The organism is Clostridia bacterium, assembly GCA_035628995.1.
GTDB lineage: Bacteria > Bacillota > Clostridia > Lutisporales > Lutisporaceae > BRH-c25.
The window spans coordinates 198,741-210,879 of sequence record DASPIR010000034.1 but is presented as its reverse complement, the minus strand read 5'-3'; the positions used below and the strand labels follow the sequence as shown (position 1 = coordinate 210,879).

Annotated in this window: 10 protein-coding genes, 1 tRNA gene and 1 riboswitch; of the genes, 8 read left to right on the top strand and 3 right to left on the bottom strand. The window is 40.0% G+C overall.

The annotated features are described in order from the left end of the window. Positions 1–6 precede the first annotated feature (6 nt). The 4 genes from VEB00_16605 to cysK all read left to right on the top strand — a co-directional run bounded on the left by VEB00_16605 (position 7) and on the right by cysK (position 3,612). Positions 7–81, top strand: a tRNA-Glu gene (locus VEB00_16605). Between the two features lie 173 nt (positions 82–254). Next, positions 255–2,087 carry a cation-translocating P-type ATPase gene (locus tag VEB00_16600; protein ID HYF84624.1) on the top strand — a complete coding sequence of 611 codons (1,833 nt, stop codon included), beginning with the start codon at positions 255–257 and terminating at the stop codon, positions 2,085–2,087. Between the two features lie 78 nt (positions 2,088–2,165). Then, positions 2,166–2,612, top strand: coding sequence for an Rrf2 family transcriptional regulator (locus tag VEB00_16595; protein HYF84623.1), 447 nt, complete (start codon positions 2,166–2,168; stop codon positions 2,610–2,612). A 64-nt stretch (positions 2,613–2,676) separates the two neighbouring features. Further along, complete coding sequence (gene cysK, locus VEB00_16590; GenBank protein HYF84622.1) at positions 2,677–3,612, top strand: cysteine synthase A; 936 nt, start codon at positions 2,677–2,679, stop codon at positions 3,610–3,612. 205 nt (positions 3,613–3,817) lie between these two features. Here the strand turns inward: cysK and VEB00_16585 are convergent, their stop codons facing one another. Both VEB00_16585 and VEB00_16580 read right to left on the bottom strand, forming a co-directional pair. Further along, the gene (locus VEB00_16585; GenBank protein ID HYF84621.1) at positions 3,818–5,206 is read right to left on the bottom strand and encodes a ThiF family adenylyltransferase; all 1,389 of its coding nucleotides are present in this window, start codon (positions 5,204–5,206) and stop codon (positions 3,818–3,820) included. 32 nt (positions 5,207–5,238) lie between these two features. Next, positions 5,239–5,604: an iron-sulfur cluster assembly scaffold protein gene (locus tag VEB00_16580; GenBank protein ID HYF84620.1), complete on the bottom strand. Its 366-nt coding sequence runs from the start codon at positions 5,602–5,604 to the stop codon at positions 5,239–5,241. Between the two features lie 219 nt (positions 5,605–5,823). Here VEB00_16580 and VEB00_16575 point away from each other — a divergent pair, with 219 nt between their 5' ends. The 3 genes from VEB00_16575 to VEB00_16565 are packed head-to-tail and all read left to right on the top strand — an operon-like array spanning position 5,824 to position 9,111. Then, the gene (locus VEB00_16575; protein ID HYF84619.1) at positions 5,824–6,282 is read left to right on the top strand and encodes a hypothetical protein; all 459 of its coding nucleotides are present in this window, start codon (positions 5,824–5,826) and stop codon (positions 6,280–6,282) included. Positions 6,283–6,302: 20 nt separating this feature from the next. Next, the gene (gene trkA / locus VEB00_16570) at positions 6,303–7,658 is read left to right on the top strand and encodes a Trk system potassium transporter TrkA (GenBank protein ID HYF84618.1); all 1,356 of its coding nucleotides are present in this window, start codon (positions 6,303–6,305) and stop codon (positions 7,656–7,658) included. A gap of 1 nt (position 7,659) precedes the next feature. Continuing rightward, positions 7,660–9,111 (top strand): TrkH family potassium uptake protein, encoded by a 1,452-nt coding sequence (locus VEB00_16565; GenBank protein HYF84617.1) that lies wholly within the window; start codon positions 7,660–7,662, stop codon positions 9,109–9,111. A 47-nt stretch (positions 9,112–9,158) separates the two neighbouring features. On the opposite strand, the gene VEB00_16560 is transcribed toward VEB00_16565, so the two are convergent. Further along, the gene (locus tag VEB00_16560; GenBank protein ID HYF84616.1) at positions 9,159–9,851 is read right to left on the bottom strand and encodes a cell wall hydrolase; all 693 of its coding nucleotides are present in this window, start codon (positions 9,849–9,851) and stop codon (positions 9,159–9,161) included. 8 nt (positions 9,852–9,859) lie between these two features. Next, positions 9,860–9,996: riboswitch (cyclic di-AMP (ydaO/yuaA leader) on the bottom strand. 271 nt (positions 9,997–10,267) lie between these two features. Between VEB00_16560 and VEB00_16555 the strand changes: the two genes are divergently transcribed. After that, positions 10,268–12,109: a DUF5050 domain-containing protein gene (locus VEB00_16555; GenBank protein HYF84615.1), complete on the top strand. Its 1,842-nt coding sequence runs from the start codon at positions 10,268–10,270 to the stop codon at positions 12,107–12,109. The last annotated feature ends 30 nt before the right edge of the window (positions 12,110–12,139 follow it).

The following is a 12,139-nucleotide window of genomic DNA, read 5'->3' as shown; positions in this document are numbered from 1 at the left end:
CACCAAGGCCCATTGGTCAAGCGGTTAAGACACCGCCCTCTCACGGCGGCTACAGGGGTTCGAATCCCCTATGGGTCACCACTTATGATTCTATGGATATAGTAACGGGAATGTTGCTATATCCTTTTATTTTTAAATCTTATCCTACTTCTTTGGATATGGTATTATTATTGTGATAGTGTTGAGTAGATATAAAGAGAACTACTCAGCTTTAAAAAGGCATTGGATAGCTTTCTAAAGCAGGGGGGGATACTATGGGACACCTTAAAAGATATGAGGAGCATTATTTAACGGCAGTGTGCGGGTTCTTTGTTATAGCGAGCTGGTTTGGCTGGTTCAAGGAATTGGTGGAATTCGATGTGGCGATTATTGCAGCAGTGCTTGGGGGATATCCTATTATAAAAAATGCTATGATAGCCTTTATCAAGGGTCGAGATATGAAGGTCGGTTTTCTGGTAAGTATCGCATTAATTGCATCCCTGGCAATTGGAGAGTATTTTGCAGCAGGTGAAGTTGTATTCATAATGATGCTGGGCGAATTATTGGAAAATTGGACAGTGGCAAAATCGAGAAATGCAGTAGCAAAGCTCAGGAAGCTTGTACCAGACACAGCAATGGTTAAGGTAAAGGATGAGTATATCAACAAGCCACTCTCGGAAATAGCTATAGGCGATATTGTTTTTGTAAGGCCAGGGGAGAGTATTCCTGCTGACGGGATAGTGGTAAACGGCAGTTCATCAGTGGATCAGTCATCCATAACAGGTGAATCTGTACCTGCGGAAAAAGGAGTTGGTGACGAAGTATACACCAGCACCATGAACCAGAATGGTTCTTTGGAGATAAAAGTGTCAAAGGCCTCGGAGGATACACTTATTTCAAAGATCATACATCTGGTGCAGCAGGCTGAAACAACCAAGTCACCGATTGTAAGGATTACAGACAAATGGGCTAACTGGCTTGTACCAAGCAGTTTGACCTTTGCAGCTTTAACTTACTTTGTGACTGGGGACATTATCAGAGCAGTAACCATACTAATTGTATTCTGCCCTTGCGCGCTTGTATTGGCGACGCCTACAGCCATTGTTGCAGCTATAGGCAATGCAGCAAGACAAGGCGTACTTATAAAGGATGCAGATGTTTTTGAGAAAGTAAATAAAATCAATATCATTGCTTTTGATAAGACAGGTACTATTACCAAGGGTGAATTGCAGGTTGAAAAAATATTTGCACTTGGCACACATACAGATGATGAAGTGTTACAACTGGCTGCAAGTCTTGAGGTACATTCCTCCCATCCGGTATCTGATGCAATTGTGAAGAGGGCTCAGACTGGAGAAATCTCATTATTGGAAGTTAACGAGTTTTCATATCATCGTGGATTAGGTGTTGAAGGGCGAATAAATAAGGATATGGTTCATGTAGGCAATTTGAACTTTATCCGACAGGCCTCTGATAATAATAGCTTTGATCTGCCTGAACTTGAAGCGGCAAATAATAGCTATGTATATTTCAAGGGTGAAATTATTGGCATTATACAGGTATCGGATGCAGTAAGAGAAAATGCTGGCAGCATCGTTAAAGAGCTTTACCAATATGTTGAGCATATATTGCTCCTGACAGGTGACAATAAGGATACAGCTGCAAGTATTGCTTCTAAAGTGCATATCGAGGATTACTATTATGAACTTCTTCCGGACCAAAAGCTGGATAAGGTCAATGGCTTAAAGCAGAACGGCGATAAGGTTCTTATGGTAGGGGATGGAATAAATGATGCACCTGCATTAGTCAGCGCAGATGTGGGGGTTGCCATGGGACAGAAGGGCATTGACGCTGCCATTGAAGCGGCTAATGTCGCTCTTTTAAAGGATGATTTAAGTAAACTTCCATTTGTGTTTGCTCTTAGCAGAAAGACAGTAAGAACTATTAATATTAATCTGATGCTATCAACAATAATAAACCTCACTGCTGTGCTGCTGGCGGCTTGGGGTCTGCTCGGACCGGTAGCAGGTGCTTTGGTGCATAATGCAGGTTCAGTCTTTGTTGTAGGAAATTCAGCTAGACTGGTATTGTTTAAAGACAAGGCATAATAAAAGTGCTTGCATTAGATAAATATGGGTGATATAATAAATATAGAATAAAACCTATGGGTATAGTGGGAGATGCAAATGAAGATTTCGACAAAAGGCAGATATGGATTGAGAGCAATGGTTGACCTTGCTGTATATTCGGCAGGAGATCATTTATCCTTGAAAAGCATAGCCGAAAGGCAGAACGTATCTGAAGGTTATCTGGAGCAGGTTTTCTCGACACTGAGAAAAGCAGGATTAATCAATAGCATCAAAGGAGCGCAGGGTGGGTATGCATTAGCGGATAGACCTGCAAGCATTACCGTTGGTGCGGTGTTAAGGGCTCTGGAGGGGAATCTTTCTATAATAGATGAGAAAAGCTTGGAGGAAAAAACCAACGATAAAATTGAAGACTGTATAAGGGAAAAGGTTTGGAACACAATAAATTCCAGTATCAATGACGTAGTAGATAAGATCAATTTGGAAGATTTGATGAATGAATATAAAAAGATGACAAACAAACAAGCTGATATGTATTACATATAATTTTTTAAACAAAAGCATACTATTCAAATAGGAAAAATAATATTTATTTTGGAGGTAAATAATCATGAGAAAAGTATCAAAAAGTATTACTGAACTTATAGGTAATACACCACTTCTGGAAATTGTGAATTACAATGAGCAAAATGGCGTCAATGGGAAAATTATTGCCAAGCTCGAATATTTCAATCCTGGAGGAAGCGTCAAGGACAGAATAGGCTATGCAATGATTAAAGACGCTGAAGATAAGGGGCTTATTAATAAGAATACAGTAATAATCGAGCCTACAAGCGGCAATACTGGAATAGCTCTGGCATTTGTTTCGGCAGCAAAGGGGTATAAGCTTATTCTTACTATGCCGGATACAATGAGCATTGAAAGGAGAAGCCTCCTTTCAGCACTTGGAGCAGAGCTGGTCCTTACTCCCGGCGCTGAAGGAATGAAAGGGGCAATAAAGAAAGCTGAAGAACTGGTTGCAGAAACTCCTGCCGCTTTTATGCCACAGCAGTTTAAGAATCCGGCTAACCCGGAGATTCACAGAAGTACAACTGCAGAAGAGATTTGGAGAGATACAGATGGTCAGGTAGATATATTCATCGCCGGAGTTGGTACTGGTGGAACTATCACGGGAGTTGGCGAAGCACTTAAAGCTAAGAACCCGAATATAAAGATTATCGCAGTGGAGCCAGATGACTCTCCTGTATTATCAGGGGGCAACCCGGGTCCTCATAAGCTTCAGGGAATAGGAGCAGGTTTTGTTCCTGTCATACTGAATAAAGACGTTATTGATGAGATTTTCAGAGTGAAAAATGAAGAAGCTTTTGCTGCCGCTAGAAAGCTTGCGGGAACAGAAGGCTTGCTGATGGGTATATCCTCAGGAGCTGCACTGCATGCAGCAACCGAGGTTGCCAAGAGACCTGAAAACTCAGGGAAAAACATTATTGTACTTCTGCCGGATACTGGGGAGCGCTACCTTTCAACAGTTCTGTTTCAGCAGCTGTAATAAATAAAAAACGTAATAAGGGAACGAATCGACGGGAACCACTGAAGACACTGAAACCCACTGAATTCACGGCGGATAAATAATATTAGTTACCGTGTGATTCCGTGGAACATCCGTGTATTCCGTGGTTTTCGTACCTATACCCGTAAGGAATACCCTGACTTTCTCGGGCCTCGAGTCTTGTATCTCATATCTGACGGATTCTTTATATATTCCCACATAATTCACAATATTTATTTTTTTCATGAGAGGCAACATAAATGTCGGTTTCAAATACATCAAAAAGAAGTATCCTGTTCTTAAGTGACTTTCCGGTACCTGTCAGAAGTTTTATTGCTTCTGCTGCTTCTACGATCCCCATTATCCCCGGCACAGGGCCCAATACGCCTGTTTCGGAGCAGGAAGGCACTGAATTATTATCTTCAGTCTCTGGGAAGATACAGCGGTAGCAGTGTCCCTCATCAGGAATGATAGTTGTTGCAAGACCTGAAATATCAAGTGCACCGGCTTCAATCAAGGGTTTCTTTGCAGCATAGCAAGCATCGTTCAGTATATATCTGGCTGGCAGATTATCAAGGCCTCCGATTATGATATCATATGAACTAATGATATCATTCACATTTCCTTTGCGAATCCTTGTATTATATGTTTCCAGCTTGACATCGGGATTTATTTGCTTGAGAAATATTTCTGCTGATTGCACCTTAGGCATGCCAATCCTCGAGGTGGAGTGCATAATCTGTCGGTTAAGATTGCTAATTTCGACTGTATCAAAATCTACAAGCCCCAAGCTGCCTATACCTAAGGCGGCAAGGGCAAAAGCAGCGGTCGAGCCTAATCCGCCGCAGCCGATTATTAATACCCTCGCATCAGCAAGAGGGGTAAGGTCGGTTTCTATCACCCTTGTACTCAGCAGTTTATGAAGCAAATCAGCTGAGCTGCTGGTAAAATCAAACTCTACAGCTGAAAGGTCATAATAAAGTGCGTTGGAAAGCGGTTTTCCAAGGGATAAAGTCAGCTTGAGGTGCTCAATAACAGCCATCAAGCCCGAAAAGTAGGCAGACAGATTATCAGAGCAGCCCAAATTACCGAAGCAGCTGTTGCAATCTTCATAGTCTGCCATCACTGATATGAATTCTTCAAGATTAACCTGGCTCGTGAGAGTTTGTACAAGCCCATTCCATCCATTATGCATGGATACTATCAATGGCATAGGATTTTTATCATAGCCTGATTTTATGATGCCCTCTAAGGTTTTCTTAACAAAACCCGGATTGCCTGCAATAATACCAGTCACAGATTGTCCCTCTGAGTATTGTAAAGCCTCTTCAGTCAGGAGCTGGATTTTGACATCACTATTTAAATCCGATAGATTGTCAGAAAGCTTCTCCCAGCCAGAAGCGTCGTTGAAGCGGCAGTAAATTTGCCCCACTCCTGAGGCTGCAAGGTAATATAATGCAAGGGATTCCTTATTATAGTCTTCACAGTAGAAAACCACCGAGGAACCAAGAATCTTTTTCTGTCCTTGGCCGCTTATTTCGGGCATTGCAATATGTCTCATATATCTGTTTATCTGGTCCTTTGTAAGTATCAATTGTTACACCTCCTAAAAGCCGAAGCTTACCTTTAGAGCTTTTCTCTATAGTCATATATCGCATTGTGCAGCGCAGTTGCTGCAACATTGGAACACAAAAGTTTCTTTTCCGGCAGGCCACCCAAAGCCTCTGCTACACCTTCGTTTGATATCTCCAGAGCTTCCTCCAGACCTTTGCCAATTGCAAGGAGCGTAACCATACTGCCTGCTGCTATTGCAGCTGCGCATCCAAAGACCTTGCATTTTACGTCAATAAGTGTAGAGCCCTTCACTTTAATATAAATTGTTATCCTATCCCCATCGGAAGCATTGCCAGAGCTGCCGGTTCCATCTGCATCAGGTATTGTCCCGACATTTCTAGGATCTGAGAAATGGTCCAGCACAGTGTCGTTATACATATGGTACAACCTCCTGTTAAAAAAAGCTATAGTTATGGTTATTTTAATCATAAGACAGAAATATGAAGATAGTATGAAGATTTCAGCAGATATCCAAGAAGAAGAGCCTTATAGTAAAAACTTGTTAATTGATTAAACTTGCTAATAATGACAGTTATCTGTAGAATGATACTATAGCATAAGTGTTTCTTAATCATAAGAAAATTAGGAGGTGCGATAATGAGTAGTAAAATTCGCTATATGGCAACTAAACAGCAGCTGTTAGACACCGTGGAAGCTTTACTTAATGTTAACCCAAAACCGGATATTATGGTTTCGGGAATATGGGCTAAATCTCTGCATGAAGATATGATTTCGTTAATCATTGATAAGCAATGCAGCAGTTCTTGTAAAGTAATTATACCAAAACTGCTTTTTAAAGGCGATATATCCTTGACCCTGCTGAGAAATATTTGTAAAGCAGGTGGAGAGGTGCGAGTTAACAACTCATTGACAAATAACCTTATATTATTAGATGGACATGCATTTATACTTTCATTCTCAAGCAGGTTGAACAGCTTGAATATGTTAATTACTAGCTTTGAATGTGCAGTGATGACTGATGATGAGGAGATTGTCACAGGACTTAAAACACAGTTAAATAATGTTTTTGAAAACAGTGTTCTTTTCAGAATGTAATAGTTAAAGGGGCTTGAGGTATGAAAATAATTATAATAGGTGCCGGGAAAGTCGGATACAGCCTGGCAGAAAGCTTGTCAAAGAGCAAGCATGATGTGATTATTATTGACAAGAATCTTGCTGCTTTGAGTAAAGCAGAGGAGAACCTTGAGGTGCTTTGCATCAGAGGAAGCGGCGTCAGTACAAATATACTTATGGAAGCTGGAATAGATACTACCGATCTGCTGATTGCTGTTACAAGCAGTGACGAGGTCAACATGGTCTGCTGTCTTACGGGAAAAAAGCTTGGGGTCAAGCAAACAATAGCAAGGATAAGAGACCCAGAATATGCTCATGAGCTTTCCCTTTTAAAGGAGGAGCTTGATTTGGATCTTATTATTAATCCGGAGCAGGCAGCAGCAGAAGAAATTGCAAATGTGCTCAACTTCCCTATCGCTATCAATGTAGAGAACTTTGCCAAGGGAAGAGTAAAAATGGTTGAGATAAAAGCCACAAAGGAAATGGGGATAATTGGTGAACCCTTAAAGGATATCAGCAACAAGCTTATTTCCGCAGTTCTGATTGGGGTTGTAATAAGAGATGAAGAGGTTATTGTCCCTAATGGAGATTTTGTAATTAAGGAAAATGACAGCATATATGTAATAGGCAAGCCGTCCAATCTGTACAATTTCTGCAAGCTGGCAGATAGGTGCCCGCAGAAGATAAGAAACGTAATGATTGCAGGAGGCGGCCGAATTACAATTTACCTTGCAAAGATACTTACAGAAATGGATATTAAGGTAAAGTTGATCGAGTTTGACAGAGAGAAGTGTGTGCAGCTGTCAGAGATGCTGCCGGAGGTACTTGTAATACATGGAGATGGAACTGATGAAGAATTGCTGATATCAGAGAATATCAGTGAGATGGATGGCTTCATTGCTATGACGGGAATGGACGAGGAAAACCTCATGTCAGCACTCCTGGCAAAGCAGAACGGAGTAAAAAAAGTAATTGCAAAAGTCAGCAGGGTAAACTATGTCAACATAATAAAAAGCTTGGGTATTGACAGCGTGATAAGTCCAAAGCTGATTACGACAAATCATATATTAAAATTTGTCCGTGGCAATAATGTCGAATCTCTATACAGAATTATAGAGGGACAGGCTGAAATCACAGAGATAATTGCAGACAGCTCAAGCACGATACTTAATACTAAAATTAAGAAGCTTGGACTGCCAAAAGATGTTATTATAGCGACAATTGTCAGAAAAAAAGAAGTCGTTATACCTCATGGTAATGATATTATCAGAGAGGGTGACAGGGTTATTGTTATTTCGAAGAATAAGGACATTTCCAGCTTGAATGAGGTAGCGGCTAACTCTGCAGGAGGAATATAGAGTGAACTTTAGAATAGTAGCAAGAATCCTTGGTATGCTGCTGGTATGCGAAGCATTATTGATGTTGCCTTCGCTTGCAGTTGCAGTATATTATCATGGGACGGATATCGCAGCTTTTGGTCTCAGCATTTTGATAACGGGCTTAGCAGGAGCGCCATTGCTATTTTTAAAAACTGGTAAGAGGAGCATGTATGCCCGTGACGGCTTTGCTATTGTTGCTTTAGGCTGGATACTCCTTTCGTTTTTCGGCTCGTTTCCTTTTGTTATAAGCGGAGCAATACCTTCCTTTATTGACAGCTTTTTTGAAACCAGCTCGGGGTTTACAACCACTGGTGCCAGTATTTTGACTCAGATAGAGGGACTTCCACAGGGAATACTTTTTTGGAGGAGCTTTACTCACTGGGTTGGCGGAATGGGTGTTATAGTGCTGACTTTAGCAATTCTGCCCTCAGCAGGTGCCGGTGCAGTACAGATGATGAAGGCGGAAAGCCCTGGGCCATCTCCAGGTAAAATCGTGCCAAGAGTGGGTGAAACTGCGAAAATCCTATATGGCATATATATAGTAATTACTGTTGTAGAAATCATATTACTGAAAATCGCAGGTTTGTCTCTTTTTGATTCAGCAATTCATACCTTTGGTACTGTTGGTACCGGAGGATTTTCCAATATGAACTCCAGTGTTGGAAGTTATAATAATTTACCAGTAGAGATAATCATAACAATATTCACATTTATTTGCGGTGCGAATTTTACGCTATATTATCAAATGCTTAAGGGTGACCTCAAAGCACCCTTTAAAGATGAGGAATTCCGTTTTTATTCCGGAGTAGTGTTGGTATCGATTCTTTTAATCACAATAAACCTTTATGGGAATGTATTCAGCGACCTATGGGAATCACTGCGGCATTCATCTTTTCAGGTTGTCACCATTATAAGTACAACAGGTTATGCATCAACTGATACTGAAAAGTGGGGAATGTTCAGCAAGATAATTCTTTTCATGCTGATGTTTGTTGGCGGCTGTGCAGGCTCCACAGGCGGCGCTATAAAGAATATCAGGTTCCTGCTGCTCTTTAAGGTTATGAAAAGAGAACTGCTGCAAATAATACATCCTAAGGCAGTTTATTCAGTGAGACTGGGCAGCAGAGCGGTGGAAGAGAGGACAATATCAGAGGTATTGGGATTCTTTTTCATGTACATAATAATATTCATTGCAGCTGTGCTTGTTGTTTCCCTTGATAACCTGGACTGGGCAACAACAATAACTTCTGTGGCAGCAACGCTGGGTAATGTAGGGCCTGGCTTCGGCGCGGTCGGTGCAGTAGGAAATTACTCATCACTGTCAAATCTCAGCAAGATAGTCTTGTCCATGTGTATGATAATCGGGAGACTGGAGATATATCCAATTCTACTTCTTGGGATACCTTCTTTCTGGAAGAGAGTTAATATTTAAATAAATAAAAAACGAAGACACGAAATTTCGTGTCTTCGTTTTTTTATTTATCTGTAAAACACATGATCACCAATTCTTTTTACTAAAGTTTTATTTTCAACAATCCATGTACCTTCTGACTTGTCAGGATTGAAGAAATATGTTGCGCTTCCAACTACGCTTGTACCACTCATGGCAGCTTTTGCAGCTTTTATACTATCTGCATTCGGGGTATTATAAATAGTACCATCTGCAACTGGGCTGAACTGAGGAATACCTTTATAATACTCGAATATTACGCCTTTAATTGTATTTGGGAATAGGCTTGACTTAACTCTATTCAAAATTACATCACCTACTGCAACCTTGCCTGTGTAAGGCTCGGCTTCTGCTTCTGCATGAATTATTCTTGACAGCCAATACAGATCAGTTGCTGTATAGCTTGTCCCTCTTGCAGCAGCTGTAGCAGCAGTAAAAAGCTTTGACTGAGTTTCTCTGCCTGCAAAACCGTCGATTCTCAGATGATTAGCCTGCTGAAATTTGATTACTGCATTTTCAGTCATTTTACCATATATCCCATCGGTTGATCCCGTGAGATATCCTTTGGTTTTTAGTGCTTGCTGCAACTGCACTACAGATGTACCTCTGCTTCCAAACTTTAGCAACCCATAATAGGTATCTGCAAAAACACCTATAGTTTGTCCAATAAGAAGCAAAGAAATAATAGTAACACAGATAATGGTCTTAAGATTCTTTTTCATACACAATACACTCCTTCCATAACTTAGCTTCCGAAGTTAGCTGTCGGGTTCGGGACAGAAGGTTCCCTACCATGGTTGTCCATGGATTAACCCCAGAATTGGTTCCTCCGTACCCGGTAAAACCGGGATTCAGCGAATGTCTGTGTTTACATAATGTATATTATATAACATATAAAGATATATGTCAAACCAGCGCAAAAATTGGAAAATGGCGAGTGAACATAAAGCGATTTTTAATTATAGTTTAATACATAGCGGACTATTATAGGTCTGCAGTAGCATTCCTATAGTATTTTAGCATTAGTTACATATTATTACATTATTGTTATAATCAACATATAGTAATTATTGGTGGAAAGTGTATATTGAATTTATCCATTTCTAGATTATTACAATATCAAAGGAGGAGTACAATTTTGAGAAGAAGACATATTATTTTAGCGGTATTCGCTGCTATTCTGACTTTATTCACGGTAATGAACGGCGCAGCCATAAACCTTCAAGCAGACCAAGGGGACATAAATAAGGTCGGCAATACACAAGACAACCAAACGAACTCGGGTTATTATGCAAAGCAAGGGGAATGGATATATTTTTCCAACGATATGGATGGTCGAAGGCTTTATAAGATGAAGACAGATGGAAGCAGTTATATGAAACTAAATAATGACTTGTCAATGGATATAAATGTTATAGGAGATTGGATATATTATACAGATATCGATGAAGATTCAACAATGTACAAAATCAAAACTGACGGCACAGGCAAAACAAGGATATGCAATGATAAATATGTCGCAAGTACGTATGTGGTAGGAAACTGGATTTATTACACTTCGGGTGCCCCTAGACCATTATTATATAGAATCGGTGTCGACGGAAAGAATAAAAAGCTGCTTGCAGGTAAAGATGTCACTCAATTTGTTGTGGTTGGAGATTATATATATTATGATGAGCGGGGAAAGCTCTCCAAAGTTAAAACTGATGGCACCGGCAAGAAATTGATATCTCAGGGTGGTATATTTGCATACTTTACTGTCTATGGAGATTGGATTTATTTTTCTTCTCCCATGGAAGATATGAAATTATATAAGATGAAAACCAATGGAACCCAGAAAACTAAGGTGTATGATATTCATACCTATTACAAAAACATTAGTGGTGATTGGATATACTTCAGCAACTTCTATGATGGCAGCCTCAACAAAGTCAAGCTTGATGGAACAGGAATGATTAAACTAAGTGATGATGGTGCTGCATCCAATATACATATAATCGATGACTTGATTTTCTTTAGGGAAGACGATGTTTTCAATAGAGCCAAGACAGATGGGACAGAAAAGCAAAAGATGAAGGATTTCTTGATAAAAACTCCTGGGGATATCACTTCTGAACTTATAAAAGACGCTGTAAATACCATGGGGAACAGTAATATGAATCTACGGAATGACGCATTTATAGCAAGACAGGGCGATTGGGAGTTTTATCAGGATGGCTCCCTTATATACAGACAAAAGACAGACGGTTCACGGAAAGAAATAATTAAGTACGTTTACAGAATTAATAATATCAATGTAGTTGGCAACATGATATATTATATGGCTGAAGAGAAAATGTACAGAAGCTTGAACAACGGAAGTGCGGAAACCAAGCTCAGCGAAGACCCTGCAAGATATATGTATGTTGTAGGGGATTGGATATACTATGTGCATAATACAGAGAACAAGCTATACAGGATGAAGACAGATGGAAGCGGCAGGACTCTTTTATGCACTGAGGCAGTTGAAGATATCAATATTATTGCGGACTGGATTTACTTCAATAATGATGAAAGCTCAAAACGTGGATTATACAAGATGAAGTTGGATGGCACGGAGAAATCCAAGCTGAGCAACAATTTTTTTAGAAAAATGATAATAGCAGATAACAGCATATATTACTTGAGTGATAATTCAAATGACTTTAACTGTGTTTACAAAGCATCTTTGGATGGCAAAACAGCCAGGAAGAAGATTTCCACAATTAGCAGCTGGAACTTCACTATCGCGGGAGATTGGGTATACTACACCGACTATGATAATTATAATATTCTTTATAAGGCAAAAACTGACGGCAGCGGTGAGACGAAGGTTGGTGATTTCAAAGCAATTAGAACCAATATCATAGGAGACTGGGTATATTTTGAAGGCTTTGGAGGAATGCGATACGGGGTTTACAAAATTAAACCGAACGGAACAGAAAGCCAGATACTAAAATAAACTGTTCTAAAAAACTTCTGCAGGAATAAC

Excerpts from the sequence above, each read along its gene's own strand:
- VEB00_16600 (HYF84624.1), top strand. The coding sequence starts at position 255 with ATGGGACACCTTAAAAGATATGAGGAGCATTATTTAACGGCAGTGTGC.
- VEB00_16595 (HYF84623.1), top strand. The coding sequence starts at position 2,166 with ATGAAGATTTCGACAAAAGGCAGATATGGATTGAGAGCAATGGTTGAC.
- cysK (HYF84622.1), top strand. The coding sequence starts at position 2,677 with ATGAGAAAAGTATCAAAAAGTATTACTGAACTTATAGGTAATACACCA.
- VEB00_16580 (HYF84620.1), bottom strand. The coding sequence starts at position 5,604 with ATGTATAACGACACTGTGCTGGACCATTTCTCAGATCCTAGAAATGTC.
- VEB00_16575 (HYF84619.1), top strand. The coding sequence starts at position 5,824 with ATGAGTAGTAAAATTCGCTATATGGCAACTAAACAGCAGCTGTTAGAC.
- trkA (HYF84618.1), top strand. The coding sequence starts at position 6,303 with ATGAAAATAATTATAATAGGTGCCGGGAAAGTCGGATACAGCCTGGCA.
- VEB00_16560 (HYF84616.1), bottom strand. The coding sequence starts at position 9,851 with ATGAAAAAGAATCTTAAGACCATTATCTGTGTTACTATTATTTCTTTG.